This window comes from Winogradskyella sp., assembly GCF_028289625.1.
Taxonomy (GTDB): Bacteria; Bacteroidota; Bacteroidia; order Flavobacteriales; family Flavobacteriaceae; genus Winogradskyella.
The window spans coordinates 1-21,625 of sequence record NZ_JANQOM010000005.1 but is presented as its reverse complement, the minus strand read 5'-3'; the positions used below and the strand labels follow the sequence as shown (position 1 = coordinate 21,625).

The window sequence follows — 21,625 nt, the reverse complement described above, 5'->3', positions numbered from 1 at the left end:
CTTGAAGACTTTTTTTAAAGTCGCCTTTACTAGCATATACAACACCTTTCTGGTATTTGCAGTCCGCAACTGTAAATGTATCTTTAGTAGCTGTTGCGTACTTAAGCGCATCATTGAAATTTACAAGTGCCTTATCATATTCTCCCCTTTTTCTATAAATAACTCCATAGCGATAGGTACAATTAGAGACTCCTTTTTTGTGATTGATAGATTCGTAATAAATCTTTGAGGAATCATTATATTTTTTAGAGATATTAAGATCAATGTTTAAATATTCCCAACAGATATCGGCATAGGTTTTAGCCTTGTCTCTCTGAGAGTTTGCTTGTTTTAAAACAAGCTTCAGACTATCAATTTTAGGTGTCGATGTCTGAGATATGCCCTCAAAACCTAGAAGAATAAAAAAGGAGAAACTCAGAAGCCTAAATAAATACATATCCTAATTTAATAAATTATTTGCGCTTAATTCATAAAAGGCACTTGGACTTAGTACCATCCATTGAAATAGATTGTACACAAGTCCAAGATTTGGCATTAATCTATAATCAGGCTTTTGGTTACAGCGCGACCATTGTTAAAGAGCCTAAGGAAATACATACCTTTTGCCAGATGCCCTACTGAATATGAATTAGATTCAATATTTCTGCTCTCAATAATTTTACCAGAAATATCGATGACTTCAAGTTTTTCAATTGACATAGATTCAGGGGTAATGAAATTCACGCTATCCGAAGTTGGGTTTGGATATAGTCTTATGGTATTATAATCTAAAATAACGTCATCGATACTCAATGTAGAACAGTTTTCACTAAACTGTGACTGAAAATCAATATTAAACCAATTATTGGTAGAGTATACAACATCGTCTACCTCTATACAATTGAGATTACTATTATTATTAGCTCTAAAGAATTGGTTGGTTATGTTAGTGTTATTTCCATTTCTTACATTAAGCGCTATTAATAAATTAGCGGAACAGTTAATGCTGGTTAATGCTGAATTATTGCTTAGGTCTAATGAAGTAATTACATTGTCAAAGCAAACAATGACTTGTAGTGCCAAATTATTGGATACGTCCAATACAGTTAAATCATTGCTAAAACATACCAACGATTCCAAAGCGGTATTGTTAGAAACATCTAATGATGTTAGTAGATTGTTGCTTACTGTTAAGCTTTCTAGTGCTGTAAAATCTTCAATTCCTGTAAGGTCGGAAATCGAATTATTGTTAACATTTAGGGTTAAAACAGTATTGATATCATTCGTTGGTATAAATCCATTTATTGGAGCGCTATCAATACCAGCGTTTATTAAAGCTTGCTCAAAGTTTGGATCAGGTATAGCTGTTTGAGGTGAATTACAATCTAAACTAAAGGTAGTCTGTGGGTCAATGTTAGTAAAATTTGTTTCTGCATAAAACACGTCATCAACTGCTATGCAGGTTAGATTAAGATTACCTGTTGCTTGAAATTGAACGAAATTTATATTATTACCATTTCTAATGTCTAAACCAGAAAGACTGTTGTTTTGGCACTGTAGGGCTATTAACTGTGTATTGTTGGTTAAGTCGAGATTTGTAATTTGGTTATTGTTGCAAAAAACTTGAGTTAAAGCAGTATTGTTGCTTAAATCCAAATTTGATAGACTGGTACTACCACATCTTAGGTCGTTTAGAGCGGTATTATTGCTTAGATCTAAAGTATTCAAAGGATTACTTCCAATTCTCAACTCTGTAAGTGATACATTGTTAGATGTATTTAGTGTAGTGAGATTATTGGTATTGCAATAAAGTATTTCTAATGCAGTATTGGCGCTTATATCTAGACTTGTTAAATCATTAGTGCTGCAATTGAGTTCAATAAGATTGGTGTTTCCACTTAGATCTAAGGTATCGAGCTCATTGAAAGCGCAAAATAATGTCTCAAGATTACTTAATGAAGGAATTGCAAAGGTTATGCTCTGTGTTATTGGATTTAAGCTCACATCCAAATACTCGAGACTGACAAAAGCGTTAATGCCTGTAAAATCCGCTATACCTCGATTAGATACATCAAGTGAGGTAATGTTGTTTACGACCGATGAAAGTACAAAATCATCCAAAGGCCCCGAATCCAAACCTAAATCAATTAATGCCTGCTCAAAATTATCATCAGGAACAAAAGTCATAGCATTACAATCTAACTCAAATTCTGTCTGTGGATCTATATTTGGCCAAAATGTATCAGAGTAAGCCACGTCATCGACAGAGATACAAAAGAGGTTAGGGTTGTCAGTGGCAAGAAAATTACTTAAACCCATGACACTATTATTTCCATTACGCATATCCAGGCTAACGAGCTGATTGCTTCTACAATCTAAATCTTCGAAGAGCGTGTTGTTCGAAAAATCAAGGGCGTTTAAATTGTTAAAGGTACATTCTACCTGTAAGAGCTGTCCATTATTACTTAGATTTAAACCTCCTAATTGGTTATTATTAATAAATACTGTTTCAAGACTATTGTTAGTGCTAAAATCAACATTTACTAAGTTGTTATTGTTGGCGTTTAATTCTGTGAGACCAGTACAATTGGCAATGTTTAAATTTGTTATGTTATTATTGGCACAGCGTAAAATAGATAAATTTGATTGGCCGTTGAGGTCTAAAGTGTTAAGATTATTGAGGCCACATTCTAGAAACTCTACAGTGTTACTAATAATAAGATTGGAAATATTATTGCTATTGCAGGTAACGGACAATAATGACGTATTATTGGAAAGATCTAGACTGGTTAGTTGATTAGCGGCACATAAAAGAGACTCCAACTGTAAATTTTGACTTAAATCCAAACTTGTCAAGTTATTGGTATTGCACACCAATACCTCAAGTGCTGTAAAATCTTCAATACCTGTAAGATCAGATATGTTTTTATTTATAATGTTTAAAGATGTAACTGAGGCTATGTCTCCTGTAAATACCCAACCGTTTATAGGTTCTGTATCTATACCAAGATCAATTAAGGCTTGTTCAAAATTTGGATCTGGAATTGTCGTAAGTTGACCATGGACACTGATAAAAAATAGACAAACTAGACACAAAGACAATGTAATTTTTTTCATGATATAAGATTTTGATTAATAGCATTTTAATAGGTAATAAAGATTAGGATTACTACGAATCAAAACATCAGTTAAAACAAGGGTTTTAAAATATAAGGGAAAACCCTCTAGTTTTTAGTCATTCTAATTAGCCTTATCTCACAAGTCAATAAACTTCAGAGTTTATTTTTGGATGTAAAAGTCTGTAAATGGTTGCTTATTAATTATTTCATTTTCTCTTTTTGAGGAAATAAAAAATCACAGCCCATATTGAAGCGAGCAATAAAAAACAGTCGATAGAACAAAAGAGCAATTCAGTAATGGTGAAGGTTACAGTTGAATTGATGCCTTAAAGAAATTGTTGAGAAGGCGATAGATGATGAGTAAATGGCTAATGCACATTTCCATTTTCCGATACAAACTCCACAAAACAAAGAATAATATTATTACAGAACGATTTTTGAAGAGCATTTCCCGAATGATTCAGTGGCATTGAGCGTTCCACAAGAACCAAGTATGGCCAGCGGTACCAAAATTGCCCTAGAGTGGAATGAAGCCTTCAAAAACATGAATAATCCTTCAGGAAGGGCAGTAGTAAACGTTCATGAGGATGAGTATTAAAAAACATGGTATAAGTAGATGATTAGGTTTTTAGATAATTAGACTAGCACTGTCCTTAAACAACCTAATGGTCTAAGAGTCTAATTATCCTAAAAAAATCAAAACGTATAACCTATTCTCAAATCAAAAAAATCGGCAACGTGTCTGTGGGCTTTTAAATTAAATCCAAAAAAGAGATTATTCTTAAAATGATAGTTTAAGCCATAACGCTGGTAAACATCATCATTTATGCGATAGTCATTAAAATAGTATATGCCCAATTCTTGACTAAAGGTAACGCGACCCAGCCAAAACTCATGACCAACTAAGGCAGCCGCTTGAACAAAACTAGCATCAGCACCATCTAGCTTAATTTGTTCTCGTCTGGAATAGTCAAAAATTAATTCTGTACTTCCTGTAATGGCACTTCTACCTCCAATCCACCTACTGTATTTGCCCATAAAACCGAAAACATAGAATTTATCCTTATCGCCAACGGCGGCATTACTCCATCCAGAGAAATGAGCAATAGATATACGTTCTTTGTCCTCAGGGGGCTGGCGTTTGCCAATCTTTTTTAAATGAGGATAAACCACATCCTCAAGACTTGAATTGACCCCAAGACTTAATGATGGGAAATTAAGACCTTTATTCGGTGTGCTTACACCGCCATTTGATGTGTGGTTATAGTTAGCCGCTAAGCGGAGATTAAGTTTGTCGTTAAGACGGTAATTGATGCCAAGTCCAACTAATAGGGCAAAACTGAGATTGGTACTGTAGGATTCATTTAATGGGTTATCTATTTCATCAAATGGTTGCGTAAGATAAGCGCCTCCAATACCCATTCGAAAGAAAAGATTTGTTCTTTTTTGAGTTCTAAAATAGGGTTCAACGTAACCCATAGCGATAAGGCCATTGCCTAATACATCCGGATTGTCAAAACTCCAATAAGAAAGATTAATGCCTACTTTTGGAAAACAACTACAAAAGTCCCATGCGCGTTGCGTGAGTAAGAGTTTGCCCCAGTCAACCCCAATTCCAGAAGGATAAGCATCGGGAATTTGACGTAAGCTTGGTGCGTGTTTTAATAATGACCCGTAGTCTAGTGTTATGCCTATAAATGTAGGTTTACTTTCAACAAACGTTGTCTCTGTTTGAGCATACGCAAAAAACGTCAAAAAAACCAACGCGAATAGACAAATAATTGATTTTTTCATAAGCCTCTTACACATTGGAAAGATAAGTGTTATATGACTATTTTCATAACTAATTACTGTGTAATTACTCCAGCATCATGAGCCAGTAAATTTTCGAGCTTGTCTTTTTTGATTCCTCATTTTGTAAAACTATTGTTTCATGGTATTTTACTACATTTATAAATATCTAAGTCTAATCTTGGCAAGTCTTAATTCATTAATGAGCCCATGCTTAAATTCTTTCGCAAAATTCGTCAAAGTCTAATTATGGAAAATAAAACAGCGACGTATCTTAAATATGCCATTGGCGAAATCATCCTTGTTATAATTGGTATTTTGATAGCACTTCAGATTAATAATTGGAATGATAGAATAAAAGCGAAAGAAGCACAAGTTCAGATACTTAAAAGTATAAAGAAAGAAATTCAGGTCAATAAGAATCAGATTAAGAATGTTTTTCCCTACCATAACATAATAAGAGATACTTTAAGGATCCTTGATATTGAGACTTTGAAAACATCTGGAGTAAATCCTTTAGGTTTTTGGAAGGGCCATCAGATATTTAGATTACGCACGGCTTCATTTCAGACAGCATTGCAGTCTGGCGTTATGAAAGATATTAGTTTAGAATTATCGGAATCTTTAAATAACTTATACACATCGATACAATTCTACAATGATTTGAGCCAATCCGTTGGTAATGGAATTTATGGGATTAATCTAACAACGGAAGAGGGTATTTTGCAAATGATCAACTTTGTTAGAATGATAATGGAAGATGTAAACTACTCGGAATCACAATTGTTGAGTGATTTTGATTCTAATCTTGAAGAAATTGATGCCGCACTTACCCTTTATTAAACCCAAAAGAGACTTCTAAGCAACGTTGACTTTTTTCTGTTTTTTGAAATAGCAAAAAAACATTAAAATCTATTTTAAGGTGCTTTTTAGACGTTTTAAGAGACTTTCGTCTTTTTAACAATTGTTAATAATTATTGCATAAAGTCGGTAAAATGCTTTAAAAAAGCTTCATTATTTCGTATATTTGTATGTACTCAAGAGAGGCGCAAAAGCGTCTTTTTTTTGTATAGAATAAATAGAAAATCAAGATTTAAATATAATTATGAGCGAAGAAAACAAAAAGCAATATGGTGCCGATAGCATCCAGGCCTTAGAAGGCATGGAGCACGTCCGTATGCGTCCATCAATGTATATTGGCGACGTTGGCGTTAGAGGGTTACATCATTTGGTTTACGAGGTAGTAGATAACTCTATCGATGAAGCCTTAGCAGGATATTGCGATAACATAACAGTAACTATAAATGAGGATAACTCCATAACCACAGAAGATGATGGTAGGGGTATACCTGTTGGCCTTCACAAAAAAGAAGGAGTTTCAGCGTTAGAAGTTGTAATGACCAAAATTGGTGCAGGAGGTAAGTTTGATAAAGATTCTTACAAAGTATCTGGTGGATTGCATGGTGTTGGTGTGAGTTGTGTTAATGCTTTGTCAGAACACTTAAAAGCTACTGTACATCGTGAAGGTAAAATTTGGGAGCAAGAATATGAGCGTGGCAAAACCATGTATCCAGTTAAAGTAGTAGGGTCTTCAGATAGAACGGGCACCATCGTTACTTTTAAGCCAGATCCTGAGATTTTCCAAATTACACTAGAATATAACTATGATACTTTGGCGAGCCGTATGAGAGAATTGGCATACCTAAATAAAGGTATTACGATTCACTTAGTAGATAAGCGCCGTAAAAAAGAAGATGGGTCTTTTGAGGGTGAAACCTTTTATTCGGAAAATGGATTACCGGAATTTGTAAAGTATTTGGATGGTAACCGTGAACCATTGATGAAAGATGTGATTTCTTTTGAAGGTGAAAAGAATGGAGTCCCAGTTGAGGTGGCAATGGTTTATAATACATCGTATGCTGAGAATTTGCATTCTTACGTAAACAATATTAATACACACGAAGGGGGAACACATCTTTCTGGTTTCCGCCGTGGATTAACACATACCTTGAAGAAGTACGCAGACAATTCAGGAATGTTAGATAAATTGAAGTTTGATATTTCTGGTGATGATTTCCGAGAAGGTTTAACAGCTATTGTTTCTGTAAAAGTCGCTGAGCCTCAGTTTGAAGGCCAGACTAAGACCAAATTAGGTAATAGAGAGGTTTCAGCATCAGTATCTCAAGCGGTTTCCGAGATGTTAACGAATTATTTAGAAGAACATCCAGAGGATGCTAAAACTATTGTTCAGAAGGTAATCTTAGCTGCTCAAGCGCGTCATGCTGCACAGAAAGCACGCGAGATGGTACAGCGTAAAACGGTCATGAGTATAGGCGGTTTACCAGGTAAACTATCAGACTGTTCTGAGCAAGATCCAGAAAAGTGCGAATTGTATCTTGTAGAGGGTGATTCTGCAGGAGGAACTGCTAAAGCTGGTAGAGATAGAAATTTCCAGGCTATATTGCCATTACGAGGAAAGATTCTTAATGTTGAAAAAGCCATGCAACACAAAGTGTTTGAAAATGAGGAAATCAAAAACATATTTACAGCACTTGGTGTTACCATAGGTACAGAAGAAGATCCAAGAGCATTAAACCTTTCAAAATTGAGATACCACAAAATTGTGATTATGTGTGATGCGGATATTGATGGTAGTCACATTGCAACACTTATTCTAACATTTTTCTTCAGGTATATGAGAGAGCTTGTAGAGAATGGGCATGTCTATATTGCAACACCACCATTATATTTGGTAAAGAAAGGGGCGAAAAAACAGTATGCATGGTCCGATAAGGAACGTGATGAAATCATAGAACAATTTGGCGATGGTGCCAAAATTCAGCGCTATAAAGGTCTTGGTGAGATGAATGCAGAGCAACTGTGGGATACGACTATGGACCCAGAATTCAGAACGATGCGCCAAGTACAAATAGATAATGGTACAGAAGCCGATCGTATTTTCTCTATGTTAATGGGTGATGAAGTACCACCACGTAGGGAATTCATTGAAAAGAATGCGATTTATGCCAATATCGATGCTTAGGTAAAGCTATCTACAAATAATTTTTGTAAAACAGTTACGTATATCGTAGCTGTTTTTTTTATACTAAAATTCGTTGAAATGCAATTTATAACGATAAAACGCGTTTTTCAATGATATTTTATTATATTTGAAATCCAATATTTAAACTTAATCCAAATGAAAAAACTAGTTTTATTTGTTGCTCTATTCGCGTCTTTGTCCATTGCAAAAGCACAAAATGATATAGATGTCTTGCTTGCTGCAGGTGTAGAGGATGCACAACGATTTGCCAATGATTACTTGGCCTCTGGGACCAACGGACTCATGTTTAGTATGAATGCTAATTGGTTTAATTCAGCCAAAGTAAAGCCCCTTGGTGGTTTTGAGATTTCCATTGTCGCAAACGCCACTTTAGTGAATGATGAAGATAAAACCTTTAACATGGATACTTCGGAATATAATAACATTCAATTTGTGCAAGGTCCAAGTGCACAAAATGTGGCTTCTGTTCTGGGTGAAAATAATCCAGTAATTTTTGTGGAAGTAGAATATGACGATCCAATTTTTGGATCACAAACCGTTGAATTAGAATTACCACAAGGTATTGGAGATCAAAGTGCAAATTTATTGCCAACGGCTTTTCTTCAAGGTGCAGTCGGTTTAGGTAGTGGGATAGAGGTAAAGGCAAGATATTTTCCAAAAATTGATACTGATGATGTTAATTTAAGTATGTATGGTGCCGGACTTCAATTAGAATTTACAGAATGGTTACCTGCTGACAAGTTATGGCCAGTAGCGTTATCTGCATTAGTAGCTTATAATCATTTGGATGGCTCGTATGACATCACAGAGTCTTCGGGAATAGAAGGTGAAAACCAAAGATTGGAAAATAATACTAATACATGGTTGTTTCAGTTAGCAGTTTCTACTAAACTCCCAGTATTTAATCTTTATGGTGGACTAGGTTATATAACTGGAAAATCAGAGTCTGATCTTTTAGGTAGCTATACGGTCACTGATGGAATCTTAGTTTCTGAAACTATAGTTGATCCTTTTTCAGTATCTAGCGAGGTTTCATCAGTTAGAGGTACCTTAGGAGCAAAATTAAAACTAGGATTTTTTAGATTGAATGCAGAATATCATCTTTCTGAATTTGATGCATTTTCAGTAGGTGTCAATTTTGGATTTAGATAAAAATATTGAAACTTTAGATTTATAAAATAAAAGTAGCTTTTAAAGCTACTTTTTTATTTCCTAATACTATGACATATGTCATTGAATTTTGGGTGTAAAGCGTTAAATTTGTAATCGATTTTTTTAACGCTAAAAACAAAAATGAAATGAAAATAACCGTAGTTGGCGCTGGTGCAGTTGGCGCAAGTTGTGCAGAATATATTGCTATTAAGAATTTTGCTTCCGAAGTTGTTATCTTAGATATCAAAGAAGGCTATGCTGAAGGTAAGGCCATGGACTTAATGCAGTGTGCTTCTTTAAATGGATTTGATACAAAAATTACAGGAAGCACAAACGATTATTCTAAAACGGCAAATAGTGATGTTTGTGTCATTACTTCGGGTATTCCCCGTAAACCAGGTATGACTCGTGAAGAATTGATTGGCATTAATGCTGGTATTGTAAAATCTGTTTCTGCAAGTTTGGTTGAACACTCTCCAAATACCATTCTTATAGTAGTGAGTAATCCTATGGATACGATGACCTATTTAGCACATAAAACTACGGATTTACCTAAACATAGAATTATTGGAATGGGTGGAGCTTTAGACTCAGCACGTTTTAAATATAGATTGGCCGAAGCTCTTGATGCACCGATTAGTGATATCGATGGTATGGTGATTGGCGGTCACAGCGATAAAGGGATGGTGCCATTAACGTCTCATGCCACCAGAAATAGTATTAATGTTTCAGAGTTCATTTCTGAAGAACGTTTAAATCAGGTTAAAGAAGACACTAAAGTTGGTGGAGCTACTTTAACGAAATTGTTAGGAACATCTGCTTGGTATGCACCAGGTGCTGCAGTAAGTGCATTGGTACAAGCCATTGCATGTGACCAAAAGAAAATGTTCCCTTGTTCTACGCTATTGGATGGTGAATACGGACTAAGCGACCTTTGTATTGGTGTACCAGTCATTTTAGGTCGAAATGGTATAGAACAAATTGTTGATGTACCATTAAGCGAAGCAGAAAAAGTGCACCTAGCCGAAAGTGCCGAAGGTGTTAAGAAGACCAATGGACTTTTAGAGTTTTAGAACAATTAAGATATTTTAATTATGACATAAAGATCGTAGAAATACGGTCTTTATTTTTTTGCTATATTCGCGGGATGAAATCCAAACTACATTTTGGTATTTTAATTCTTCTAATCACCTTTCTTGTTAGGTATTTAGAAAACTCTGTTGCACCTAATCAGCAGATAGTTGTTCAGTTTTCTAATACTGAAATCAGTGAAAATGATACTGAAAAAACAATTGAAGTTATTAAAACAAAGCTTCATGTCGTTGGCGTAAAGCAGATTCAAGTTGGGCAAAATCAGGATGGTCATCTCAAAATTACCTATTACAGTACTACTGGTGTCGAGGAGATTCAAAATATACTTTCAGACAACGAAACCTTCAAACTAACACATGGTTTTGCGGATGAACTATCCAGTAAAATTCCTACAGAAGAGAAACCAGAGAGTTACAAGTTAGATATCTCTGAAATTTATGAAAACAGTAATACATCGGATTGGGGTTTTGATGGTGTTCAAGTTGTAGAACATAATCAAAAAAGTGACCGTTTTAATAATCTTAAGAAAAGCAATTCAGGCTATCAAAATCATTCAGACTTTATTAGTGTAGGTGTTAAGAGACTTATTAGTTCCACTCAAAAGAAGTTATTTCTAGATAATTACTCTTACATCATTCCAGAAGTAAGGGCTGGACCTTCATCATAGGGAATTCAAAATCAGATATAGTTCCCATTTATTTACACACCGCTTTTTGTCAATCAAAAAAAGCAAAAGTTCAATCGATTATATATTAACATAAATAGTCTGATGGCGTATTAAATTCAATATTGTCGCCTTAACAATCAGACGAAAAACAAAACAAAAATGCAAAACAAAGGAATAATTAAACTGTTTGCGTTATTATTTGGTTTGGTAAGTATTTACCAGTTGTCTTTTACCTTTAAAGCCAACCAAATTGAAGATGAAGCAAGAATAGCTGCAATAGCCAAGTATGACGAAACAGTAAAGGATTACCAAGACTTAAGAACCCAGGCAGAAATAGACTACTTAGATTCTTTAAAGACATCAAAGATTCAAGTAGGTGATAAGTCAGAATCAATTGAGGTTTATGACTTATTGATATCAAAATATACCTATAATGAGGTTGAAAGTAACGCCATGAAATTGGGGCTAGACCTTAAAGGGGGTATCAATGCTATTATTCAGATTTCCGTAAAGGATATATTAAAAGGATTGGCTAACAATAGTAAAGATCCTGTATTTAATAAAGCTTTGGCTGATGCTGAGGAACTACAGAAAGACGCTCAAGAATCGTATTTGGAATCGTTTTTCAGAGCATTTGATGCTATTAAAGGTGACACTAAATTGGCTTCACCAGATATTTTTGCCAATCGTGATTTAAGTGATGACATTAAATTTGATATGTCAGATGATGAAGTAAAAAGCGTTTTAGAGCAAAAAATAGATGAATCCATTGTTTCCGCTTTTGAAGTATTACGTAACCGTATTGATGGTTTTGGTGTATCGTCGCCAAACATTCAACGTTTAGGGAATTCTGGCCGTATTCTCATAGAATTACCAGGCGCTAGAGATAAAAAACGTGTAGTGGATATCATCACTAAAACAGCACAGTTACAGTTCTGGGATACCTATAAGGCAGAAGAGTTGATGCCTTACGTATTTGAAGTAAACCAAGCTATGGTTGAAGCTGCTAAAGCAGAAGAGCAAGAGAGTGAAGATACTGAGGTTAATGAAGTAGAGCAAGATTCAACATCTAGTGCCATTGACGAGTTAACAGGGCAGATAGAAGCTGATACAACGAATGTAGCGGATATTAATCCACTCGGAATTCAAGGTCCTGGGAATGGACCAGTCATAGCAAGATTCTTAGCTAAGGATAAAAAGAAAGTTTTAGAAGCACTTAACGCTCCACAGAACAGAGCAAAGTTACCTTCAGAAATGCGTTATGCAAAATTTGTCTGGGGAATCCAAGCTAAAGATTCTGAGTTTTCAGAGCTATATGCTATTAAGAGCAATAGAGATGGTCAACCACAATTGAGTGGTGCAGTTATTACTGATGCAAGACAAGATTATGACCAAATAAGCAGACCAGCAGTAAGTATGCAGATGAATGCTAAAGGAGCAAAAATCTGGGAGGCAATGACAAAAGTGGCTTATGAAACTCAAGGTTATATCGCTATTGTCTTAGATGATATTGTATATTCAGCGCCTAGTGTATCTACAGGACCAATAGCTGGTGGAAATTCTCAAATTTCTGGCGCCTTTACATTAACTGAAGCTGTGGATTTGGCGAATGTATTAAGAGCCGGTAAATTACCAGCATCAGCAGAAATTATTCAAGCTGATGAAGTAGGGCCATCACTTGGGCAAGAAGCTATTGACAGTGGAATGAAATCTTTCCTTATCGCACTTGCGTTTGTGTTAATTTGGATGATTTTCTATTATGGTAAAGCAGGTATTTTTGCAGATATTGCTTTATTGTTGAATATCTTGTTAATCTTCGGAGTACTAGCAAGTTTAGGAGCGGTATTAACCTTGCCAGGTATTGCAGGTATCGTATTAACGATAGGTATTTCTGTTGATGCCAACGTACTAATTTTTGAGCGTATTCGCGAAGAGTTAGCCAAAGGAAAATCGCAAAAAGAATCCATTAAAGATGGCTTTGCTAATGCCTTATCGTCAATTTTAGATGCGAATATTACGACAGGTCTTACGGCACTTATATTATTTGTCTTCGGAACAGGACCAATTAAAGGATTTGCTACGACATTAATCATTGGTATCTTAACCTCGTTATTCACAGCTATATTTATTACACGTTTATTAATTGATTGGTGGACAAATAGAGGCGGAACCTTAGATTTTTCGACAGCGATGACTAAGGGCTTATTCAAGAATGTGAATATTAACTTCTTGAAGAAGCGTAAGATTGCTTATATCATTTCTGGTGTATTATTAACTGCTAGTATCATATCCTTATTTACCAATAAATTAGATCAAGGGATTGATTTTGTAGGGGGAAGAACTTACCAAGTACGTTTTGAACAACCAGTAAGTACGGAGGAGATTACTAATGTATTGATCAATCCTGCGGTTTTTGGAAGTGCTGAAGTGAAAACTATTGGTGCAGCAAATCAACTAAAAATCTCTACCAAATACAGAGTTGAAGATAACTCGGTAGAAGCTGATGAAGAAATTCAAACAAAACTTTTTGAAGCTCTAAAACCTTACTTGCCAGATGGTATGACCTATACGCAGTTTCAAGATGGTTCTGGTGAAGCAAAAATTGGGAAGATGCTATCTAGTAAAGTGAGTCCAACAATTGCAGATGATATCAAGAAGTCATCGTTCTGGGCTGTTTTAGGTTCTCTTGTAGTCGTGTTCCTTTATATCTTATTTAGATTTAAGAGATGGCAGTTCTCGTTAGGTGCGGTTGCCGCTGTTTTCCATGATGTATTAATAGTATTGGGTATCTTCTCATTAACATGGAAGTTTATGCCATTCAGCATGGAAATCGATCAAGCATTTATTGCAGCGATTTTAACGGTAATCGGTTACTCGCTGAATGATACAGTGGTTGTATTCGATAGAATTAGGGAATTCTTAAACGAGCATACCTCTTGGGAGTTTGGTAGAACCATTAATGCCTCACTAAATAGTACGTTAAGTAGAACACTAAATACGTCGGTAACGACCTTAGTAGTGTTATTGGCCATGTTTATTTTTGGAGCGGATTCATTAAGAGGCTTATTATTCGCCTTAATCGTTGGTGTTATTGTTGGTACCTATTCTTCGATGTTCATTGCAACACCATTGATGTACGATACCGCTAAAAAAGGTGATGCTGCAGAATCACTTAAGAAAAAAGTCAAAGAGGAAGACGAAGAGTAAGTTTGTAAAACAAACTATATGTCACACTGAGCATTGGTTGAAATCAAAATATATTTTGATTGAAAGCACCCTGCGTAGCAGTCGAAGTGTCCCATATAAAATTAAAAAGCCTTTCTGAACAGAAAGGCTTTTTAATTTTTTGTATAATTTAAATTATTGAATTTCATATTCTATCGAATCACCAACCTCAAGTTGCCATTCATCTGAAAGACCAGCATTAATTTCCAAAACATATTTAGCAGGAAATTCGGATGGCAATGAGGATTCATCAAGAGGCTTCGCATTCTTCTGAAAACTCACAATTTTTTTATCCTCATCGATATAAATAATATCCAAAGGAATTTTAGTATTCTTCATATAGAAACTTCGCATTTGCACATTAGGAAATATAAATAACATACCTTGATTTGTGGCGAGCTCAGTTCTGTACATTAAGCCTGTTTGGGTTTCGTACTCATTATCGGCAATTTCAATATCGAGCGTTTTTATGATAGAATCAGAATTTGTTTTTTTGAGCTGCAAAACGCCTTCTTTTTTGAAGCTAACGACAACTTTATCTTCTGTTTTGGACTTTTCTTCTTCCTTACAACTAACTGACAAGCTAAGACCAACAACTAAAAAGGTGTATTTACAGAATGTACGAAGTCGCATTACTCAATTGGCTTTTTAGGTTTGTAAATAAACATAAAGTAAAGCCCTATTAGAATAAATGGGATACTTAACCATTGTCCAGTATTTAAGGCCCAGTCTGCACGTTCATCAACCTGTGCTTCTTTAACAAACTCCACAAAGAATCTTACTGTCCAAAGAAGAACTAAAAATAGGCCAAATAAAAATCCTTCTTGTTTAGATTTATTGGTTTTCCAATAAAAATATAGTAAAACCAAAAACACAAAAATGTAGCAAAAGGCTTCATACAATTGCGCTGGGTGACGCGCAAAAGTTTCACCATTATCAACAAATATGATTCCTAAAGCACTATCTGTTTCTTTTCCAACAATTTCAGAATTAATAAAGTTTCCAATCCGAACAAAAACAGCACCTAAAGCGGTTGCCACAACTACCCGATCCAATATCCAGAGAATACTCTTTTTTAAAACTCTTTTATTAAACAGATACATTGATATGATCATACCAATAGCCGCACCATGACTGGCAAGACCTGCAAAACCCGTAAAGCGAATACCATCTTTAAAACTGAAGGGTAAGAAGATGCTAAAGAAGTCTTCCTTAAATAATTCAGATTGATAAAAAATCACATGACCCAATCGGGCACCAATCATAATTCCCAAAACAGAATAGATAAATAAAGAATCTAGGGACTCACTCGACTGATTTTCATTTTTCCAAATTCGTTTTGTGATGTAAAATCCTAGAATAAAGGCGATAATCCACATCACACTATAAAAATGAAGTTCAAAAAAACCTAAATCGATAGATTTAATAGGTTTCCAGGGCGTCTGTAAAAAATGCATACATGTTTACTTTATGCTGTAAATATACTATTTTGAAACAGATTGAAAACGAGATTAACGTTATATTAATCCTCTTTTGGGGGAACAGGATCATAACCTTTTCCTCCCCAAGGATGACAACTGAAAATACGTTTCAAAGCTAACTTTCCACCCTTAAACAAGCCATGCACCTCAAGAGCTTCTTTAGCATAATGTGAACATGTTGGTTGATATCGGCAAGTAGCTGGCGTAATAGGAGAAATTACAGTTTGATAGACCTTAATTAAAAATAGAAAAGGATATGTTAGTACTTTTTTCACGATCAGTTAGTCGTAAATGTTGTACCCTCCCTACTATCCTTTAACTGAATTCCGACTTCAGCTAGCTCATCTCTTATCTTGTCGGATAAAGTAAAATCTTTATTTTGTCTTGCTTCATTTCTTAAATTGATTAATATTTCAACCGCAGCAGATAACTTATCTGCACTAGAATCTTCTTTAGCAACATTAACTAAACCAAGAACATCAAATGTAAAGTCGCTCATGGTTTTCTTCAGTAGCTCTAGGTCTTCAAGAGTTAATGAGGCCTTATTATTTTTAATTTGATTAACCAATTTTGAGGCTTCAAAAAGATGGGCAATAAGAATAGGTGAGTTAAAATCATCATTCATGGCGTTATAGCATTTTTGTCTCCATTCAGGGACATTAAATGTCGAAGTATTTCCAGCAGGTAATTCATCAAGAGTATTGATAGCCTCCATCAGCCTATTAAACCCTTTTTCACTAGCTAATAAACCATCATTTGTAAGATCTAAAATGCTACGATAAGACGATTGGGCATTAAAGAAACGGATAACACTTGGGGAGTACGCTTTACTGAAAAATTTATTATTACCAGAAAGTAACTCGTGAGGATTTACGGTATTGCCAGTACTTTTAGCCATACGCTGCCCGTTAAGATGCAACATATTAGTATGAATCCAATAATTTACAGGTGCAATACCTCTTGCTGCTACATTCTGAGCAATTTCGCTTTCATGATGTGGAAATTTTAGATCTATGCCACCACCGTGAATATCAAAATTTTCACCTAAATATTTGGTGCTCATAGCGGTACACTCTATGTGCCAGCCAGGAAAACCGTCACCCCAAGGAGATGGCCACTTCATAATATGTTTGGCATCTGCTTTTTTCCACAGAGCAAAATCTTGTGGATTTTTTTTATCACCTTGTCCCTGTAATTCGCGCGTATTGTTAATTAAGTCTTCTAATTTTCTCTTACTTAACACCCCATAATCATGTGCTTCATTGTATTTATGAACATCAAAATACACTGACCCATTTACGGTATAAGCAAAGCCATTATCAATAATCATTTTAATAATTTCTATTTGCTCTATTAAGTGCCCAGTAGCAGTTGGTTCTATATTTGGTGGCAGAAAATTTAGTGTATTAAGAACATTATGAAAATCTACCGTATAGCGCTGAACAACCTCCATAGGTTCTATTTGTTCTAAACGTGCCTTTTTAGAAATTTTATCTTCACCCTCATCAGCATCATTTTCTAAATGTCCAGCATCGGTTATATTTCTTACATATCTAACCTTATACCCTAAATGTAAAAGGTATCTGTAAATCATATCAAAGGACATAAAAGTTCTCACATTACCTAAATGAACATTGCTGTAAACTGTTGGTCCACACACATACATGCCCACATAGCCTTCATTTATAGGCATGAAGGCTTCTTTTTCTCCTGAAAGAGAATTGTAAATTCTTAAGGTCTGTGATTCGTAAAGAGGCATATAGCTTATTCCAATAAATATTTAAACAAAGCTAAAGAACTAACTAAGATTAAACAAGTTAAAATTTGGTATCTAATTGAATGTAATCCAAGAATTCTCTGCGTGTCTCTTTCTCCTTGAATTTTCCACCAAATTCTGAAGTAACGGTACTACTTTCAATATCTCTAATACCACGAGAATTTACGCAGAGATGCTTAGCATCTATAACACAAGCCACATCTTCGGTATTTAAAACATCTTGCAGTTCTTTTACAATTTGTATGGTAAGACGTTCTTGCACCTGGGGACGCTTAGCAAAATAATCTACAATACGATTCATCTTGGAAAGACCAACAACTGTTCCATTAGAAATATATGCCACATGCGCTTTACCAACAATTGGTAATAAGTGATGTTCGCAAGTAGAGTAGACCGTAATGTTTTTCTCTACTAACATTTCACCGTACTTATATTTATTGTCGAATGTAGAAGAACTGGGTTTTTTATCGGGATCTAAACCGCCAAAAATCTCATTGACAAACATTTTTGCAACTCTATTTGGTGTGCCACTAAGGCTATCATCATTAAGATCTAGACCTAATGTTTCCATAATATGCCTTACATCATCTTTTATAATATCAATCTTTTCTTCGCTGGAAAGTTTAAAGGCGTCTTGACGCAATGGTGTTTCGCTGGATGACCCAATATGGTTATCACCTAAGGCATCTATATCGTTAAAATCGTTGTCGATTTTCATAGTCAAAATAATAATTAATCAATCTCTTAAAGAGAATTGCAAAGATACATAATAAAAGTAGTTTAATTAAGGTAGGACTTTTGGAATTATAGCTGTTATATAATTAAAACCGTTTAAATGCTAATAACATTGACGAATTAACAGCGGTTTTTCTAAAATTTTCTTAATTTTCGAAACTTTAAATTACGGTTAAGCCATGAATAAATTACTAACTATTGTTATTGTAATGCTTTTGCCTATTTGCATTTTTGGGCAACAAAAAATACAAAAACAACCACTTCCACTTGCTAAATATGACGACAACGTTAAATTACCCCTAACAGCTAAAGAGAGATCTCAGGTTATTGAGGTCTATGGTGATTCGGCTGAAAAGCTGGTTTTTAATGATGCCCACCGTCTAAAATCTATTAAGAACATACTTAGGAATCGTATTGAGGTTAAAATGATAACCAATCAGAAGGATGTAAAAGATTGTCAGAAGCTATCGGAAGTTGAAGTGTTAGGTGAATCTACTAAAACTTATGTCAATGTAAAAACCTTTGATATAAATAATTTTAATCCTTTGAAGTATGATTTTAATTTTTATGCCAGAGGCGGTTCTATGTATCACGTCGATAATACCAATTACTACATCTTTGTAAAGGCCCAAAACCAATAAAAATTTACCACATGAAATTTATTAGTACTATTATAGCTTTGCTTTTTTCATCTATTCTATTGTCTCAAGATGTTAATATGCAAAATGGGACAGTGAGCCAATGTGATGGAAATTTTTATGATTCAGGCGGTGAGTTTGGGAACTATGCTAATGATGAAAATTTTGTTTTAACAATATGTCCTGAAAATACAGGACAAAAGATTCAATTAAACTTTACGGCATTTGTTACCCAATTAGGAGTTGAACCAGATATAATGACAATTTTTGATGGAGATTCTGTTGCCGCTCCACCCTTTGGTGATTTCTCTGGTAATAACAGTCCAGGTTTTATCGAAGCTTCAGACACCAATACGACTGGGTGTATAACAATACAATTTGTTTCTAACGGTTCAGGTAATATTAGTGGTTGGGAGGCAGAAATATCTTGCTTAACTCCCTGTCAGGACATAACGGCACAATTAGATTCCTCTACTCCTACTGCAAATGCCAATGGTGAAATTCTAATTTGTGCAGGTGGTGAAGTTGATTTTGAAGGAAGTGGTATTTTCTCTGTTAATGGTACAGGGGCAACATATGAGTGGGATTTTGGTAATTCAACGACTGCTACTGGTCAGTCAGTTACAGCTACTTACGCTGAGCCTGGGATATATGTTGTGTCTTTGTTAATTACCGATACCAACCCACTAGGTTGTACAAACCTAAACTCTATAAGTCAAGTTGTAAGGGTTTCCCCTGAAATTGATTTTACAGGAACAGAGGCTTCAGAAAGTACAATCTGTTTTGGGGAAACTACGACCATTACAGGTGTAGCATCAATTCCTCAATTTGAAGATTGTGCTCCAGAAATTTTTGATCAAACTTGGCTCGAAGACACCCCTTCCACTGGTCTTGCTACGTCATACACATCAACCATTACAGTTGACTGTTATGGACCAGGTCAATTATTAACTGATGTTACACAGATTACAGATTTTTGTGCAGTTATGGAACATTCCTTTATGGGTGATTTAACAATTATTCTTGAAGCACCAAATGGATCTCAAGTACTTTTTCTTGAGTATCAAGATGGAACAGATCCAGGGGATAATTTAGGTATCCCTGATCAAGCTGATAATGGTAACCCAGGTACGGGGTTACAATATTGTTTTTCTCCTACTGCAACTCAAACTTTAGACGATGCTTCGGTAGGAACAAATGACATTCCTGCTGGTACATATGCTGCGTTACCATCATCATCTTTTGATAATCTATTAGGGACCCCTTTAAATGGAGACTGGACCTTTATAATTATTGATTCTTGGGCTGCTGATGATGGGACTTTGTTTTCTTGGAATTTAAATTTTGATGCCTCGTTAGTTCCACCATCAAATACGATAGTGAGTGAAGCTTGGGATACTGATTCTACCATTACAAATACAACAGGTAATGTAATAACTGTTGAACCACCTAATAGTGGTGAATTTTGTTACACTTATCGCGCTGTAGATGATTTTGGTTGCGAATATACCGAAGAGGTTTGTATCGATGTATTACCTGAATTAATTACAGAGCTACCAAATAATCTAATAATTTGTGATCCTGGAGCACCACCTTATAATTTCAATTTAGAGCTAAACACTAATGTTGTAACGGCAAGTGCAACTAATGCTAGTGATTTGGTTGTAACTTATCATAACAGTCAAGCAGATGCTGAAAATGATATTGATGCTATTGTAGGTAGTAACAATTATTCCGGAACAGATGGAGAAACTATTTATGTAAGAATTGAGTATTTAACATCTGGATGTAACGAGGTTTTCCCTTTTACATTAGGTCTTTCTGGACAGCCAGTTACTAATGCTGTGCCAGATTTGGTGTTATGTGATGATCCTTCTAATGATGGTTTTGAAGAGTTTGATTTGAGCTTACAAACATTAGGTGTTTTAGGAACGCAAGCTGCTACAGATTTTAATGTCACTTACCATTTAAGTTTTGCTGATGCAGATGCTGGCACTGGTGTACTTCCAAACTTATACACTAATGGTATAATAAATTTAGAACCAATATACGTTAGAGTCGAGAGTGTAGGTGATTCTAATTGTTATAATGCCACAGCTAACCCTTTATTCAACCTTGTGGTTAATCCAAGAGATGATGCATCTTTCACTATTACCCCTACTTGCGATGGTGCTATAGTCAATATAACGGGTACATTAGGTGGAGCATTTACATTTAATCCTGCACCAACCGATGGTGCGGTAATTAACCCTAATACAGGTGAGGTTACAGGAGGTACTTCTGGTGCAACTTACACAATTGAATATACAACTAATGGTGTTTGTCCTTCTGTAAACGCTCAAACTTTTAACGTTATTGATATTGACGACCCTTCCTTCACGTTCACGGCGACATGTGATGGTGGTACCGCTACTATTACAGGGGATACAGGTGGTTTGTTTAGTTTTAATCCTTTACCAACAGATGCCGCAGTCATAGACCCAAATACAGGAGAGGTAACAAATGCTACCCCAGGGAACACATATACCATAGAGTACGTTACCTCTGGTACCTGCCCTGCGTCAAGCACCCAGAATCTGACGATATTGACATTAGACGACCCGGGTTTTATACTGACGGCGACCTGTGACGGTGGCACCGCAACGGTAACGGGCACCCCCGGCGGGGGCTTTGCGTTCAATCCCGATTTAGGTGACGGCGCTGTAATAGATCCGGCCACGGGAACCATAACCGGCGGTATTCCGGGTACGACCTACACGGTAGAATATACCACCTCAGGGGCCTGTCCGCAATCCTCGACACAGGGCGTAACGGTACTGGATGCGGATAACGCATCGTTTACGGTAGCACCCACCTGTGATGGGGGTACAGCAACGGTAACGGGCACCTCTGGCGGTACCTTCAG

At 35.7% G+C, this 21,625-nt stretch carries 16 protein-coding genes and 1 pseudogene; 9 read left to right on the top strand and 8 right to left on the bottom strand.

The genetic code is table 11. The features are described from left to right. Nucleotides 1–436: tetratricopeptide repeat protein (locus Q0992_RS00595; RefSeq protein WP_299519198.1), on the bottom strand; the 436-nt coding region annotated here is incomplete at its 3' end. Nucleotides 437–534: 98 nt separating this feature from the next. Then, entirely contained in the window at nt 535–3,096 is a 2,562-nt protein-coding gene (locus Q0992_RS00590) for a T9SS type A sorting domain-containing protein (protein ID WP_299519197.1), read from the bottom strand. 277 nt (nt 3,097–3,373) lie between these two features. Between Q0992_RS00590 and asnB the strand changes: the two are divergent. Beyond that, a pseudogene (asnB, locus tag Q0992_RS00585) lies at nt 3,374–3,696 on the top strand (asparagine synthase B); the annotation flags it as partial. A gap of 98 nt (nt 3,697–3,794) precedes the next feature. On the opposite strand, the gene Q0992_RS00580 reads toward asnB, so the two are convergent. Beyond that, on the bottom strand, nt 3,795–4,892 hold the full coding sequence (locus Q0992_RS00580) for an acyloxyacyl hydrolase (protein ID WP_299519195.1): 1,098 nt from the start codon (nt 4,890–4,892) through the stop codon (nt 3,795–3,797). 246 nt (nt 4,893–5,138) lie between these two features. Here Q0992_RS00580 and Q0992_RS00575 point away from each other — a divergent pair, with 246 nt between their 5' ends. The 6 genes from Q0992_RS00575 to secDF all read left to right on the top strand — a co-directional run bounded on the left by Q0992_RS00575 (nt 5,139) and on the right by secDF (nt 14,071). Further along, nucleotides 5,139–5,732, top strand: a complete 594-nt coding sequence (locus Q0992_RS00575) for a DUF6090 family protein (protein ID WP_299519193.1) — start codon at nt 5,139–5,141, stop codon at nt 5,730–5,732. A 262-nt stretch (nt 5,733–5,994) separates the two neighbouring features. Continuing rightward, a complete protein-coding gene (gyrB, locus tag Q0992_RS00570; RefSeq protein ID WP_299519192.1) occupies nt 5,995–7,932 on the top strand; it encodes a DNA topoisomerase (ATP-hydrolyzing) subunit B in 1,938 nt (645 codons plus the stop codon). Between the two features lie 156 nt (nt 7,933–8,088). Next, nucleotides 8,089–9,105: a DUF6588 family protein gene (locus Q0992_RS00565; RefSeq protein ID WP_299519191.1), complete on the top strand. Its 1,017-nt coding sequence runs from the start codon at nt 8,089–8,091 to the stop codon at nt 9,103–9,105. A 146-nt stretch (nt 9,106–9,251) separates the two neighbouring features. Further along, the gene (gene mdh, locus Q0992_RS00560) at nt 9,252–10,178 is read left to right on the top strand and encodes a malate dehydrogenase (RefSeq protein WP_299519189.1); all 927 of its coding nucleotides are present in this window, start codon (nt 9,252–9,254) and stop codon (nt 10,176–10,178) included. Nucleotides 10,179–10,252: 74 nt separating this feature from the next. After that, nucleotides 10,253–10,864 (top strand): hypothetical protein, encoded by a 612-nt coding sequence (locus tag Q0992_RS00555; protein ID WP_299519187.1) that lies wholly within the window; start codon nt 10,253–10,255, stop codon nt 10,862–10,864. A 159-nt stretch (nt 10,865–11,023) separates the two neighbouring features. Beyond that, on the top strand, nt 11,024–14,071 hold the full coding sequence (gene secDF / locus Q0992_RS00550) for a protein translocase subunit SecDF (RefSeq protein ID WP_299519185.1): 3,048 nt from the start codon (nt 11,024–11,026) through the stop codon (nt 14,069–14,071). Nucleotides 14,072–14,224: 153 nt separating this feature from the next. Here the strand turns inward: secDF and Q0992_RS00545 are convergent, their stop codons facing one another. From Q0992_RS00545 to folE, 5 genes are all read right to left on the bottom strand, one after another. Further along, complete coding sequence (locus Q0992_RS00545; protein ID WP_299519183.1) at nt 14,225–14,722, bottom strand: DUF192 domain-containing protein; 498 nt, start codon at nt 14,720–14,722, stop codon at nt 14,225–14,227. After that, complete coding sequence (gene lgt / locus Q0992_RS00540) at nt 14,722–15,546, bottom strand: prolipoprotein diacylglyceryl transferase (RefSeq protein WP_299519180.1); 825 nt, start codon at nt 15,544–15,546, stop codon at nt 14,722–14,724. The genes Q0992_RS00545 and lgt overlap by 1 nt, the downstream gene beginning before the upstream one ends. A gap of 65 nt (nt 15,547–15,611) precedes the next feature. Further along, the gene (gene yidD / locus Q0992_RS00535; protein ID WP_299519178.1) at nt 15,612–15,845 is read right to left on the bottom strand and encodes a membrane protein insertion efficiency factor YidD; all 234 of its coding nucleotides are present in this window, start codon (nt 15,843–15,845) and stop codon (nt 15,612–15,614) included. A 2-nt stretch (nt 15,846–15,847) separates the two neighbouring features. Continuing rightward, nucleotides 15,848–17,329: a cysteine--tRNA ligase gene (cysS, locus tag Q0992_RS00530; protein WP_299519176.1), complete on the bottom strand. Its 1,482-nt coding sequence runs from the start codon at nt 17,327–17,329 to the stop codon at nt 15,848–15,850. A 58-nt stretch (nt 17,330–17,387) separates the two neighbouring features. Continuing rightward, nucleotides 17,388–18,065 carry a GTP cyclohydrolase I FolE gene (folE, locus tag Q0992_RS00525; protein ID WP_299519173.1) on the bottom strand — a complete coding sequence of 226 codons (678 nt, stop codon included), beginning with the start codon at nt 18,063–18,065 and terminating at the stop codon, nt 17,388–17,390. A gap of 196 nt (nt 18,066–18,261) precedes the next feature. Here folE and Q0992_RS00520 point away from each other — a divergent pair, with 196 nt between their 5' ends. Together Q0992_RS00520 and Q0992_RS00515 are read left to right on the top strand one after the other, a co-directional pair. Then, nucleotides 18,262–18,723: a hypothetical protein gene (locus Q0992_RS00520; protein WP_299519171.1), complete on the top strand. Its 462-nt coding sequence runs from the start codon at nt 18,262–18,264 to the stop codon at nt 18,721–18,723. Between the two features lie 11 nt (nt 18,724–18,734). Next, a partial coding sequence (locus Q0992_RS00515) for a PKD domain-containing protein (protein ID WP_299519169.1) occupies nt 18,735–21,625 on the top strand: 2,891 nt, incomplete at its 3' end.

Bases quoted from the DNA above. Each gene is read 5' to 3' on its own strand.
- Q0992_RS00590 (WP_299519197.1), bottom strand. From the start codon at position 3,096: ATGAAAAAAATTACATTGTCTTTGTGTCTAGTTTGTCTATTTTTTATC.
- Q0992_RS00580 (WP_299519195.1), bottom strand. From the start codon at position 4,892: ATGAAAAAATCAATTATTTGTCTATTCGCGTTGGTTTTTTTGACGTTT.
- Q0992_RS00575 (WP_299519193.1), top strand. From the start codon at position 5,139: ATGGAAAATAAAACAGCGACGTATCTTAAATATGCCATTGGCGAAATC.
- gyrB (WP_299519192.1), top strand. From the start codon at position 5,995: ATGAGCGAAGAAAACAAAAAGCAATATGGTGCCGATAGCATCCAGGCC.
- Q0992_RS00565 (WP_299519191.1), top strand. From the start codon at position 8,089: ATGAAAAAACTAGTTTTATTTGTTGCTCTATTCGCGTCTTTGTCCATT.
- mdh (WP_299519189.1), top strand. From the start codon at position 9,252: ATGAAAATAACCGTAGTTGGCGCTGGTGCAGTTGGCGCAAGTTGTGCA.
- Q0992_RS00555 (WP_299519187.1), top strand. From the start codon at position 10,253: ATGAAATCCAAACTACATTTTGGTATTTTAATTCTTCTAATCACCTTT.
- secDF (WP_299519185.1), top strand. From the start codon at position 11,024: ATGCAAAACAAAGGAATAATTAAACTGTTTGCGTTATTATTTGGTTTG.
- Q0992_RS00545 (WP_299519183.1), bottom strand. From the start codon at position 14,722: ATGCGACTTCGTACATTCTGTAAATACACCTTTTTAGTTGTTGGTCTT.
- lgt (WP_299519180.1), bottom strand. From the start codon at position 15,546: ATGCATTTTTTACAGACGCCCTGGAAACCTATTAAATCTATCGATTTA.
- cysS (WP_299519176.1), bottom strand. From the start codon at position 17,329: ATGCCTCTTTACGAATCACAGACCTTAAGAATTTACAATTCTCTTTCA.
- folE (WP_299519173.1), bottom strand. From the start codon at position 18,065: ATGAAAATCGACAACGATTTTAACGATATAGATGCCTTAGGTGATAAC.
- Q0992_RS00520 (WP_299519171.1), top strand. From the start codon at position 18,262: ATGAATAAATTACTAACTATTGTTATTGTAATGCTTTTGCCTATTTGC.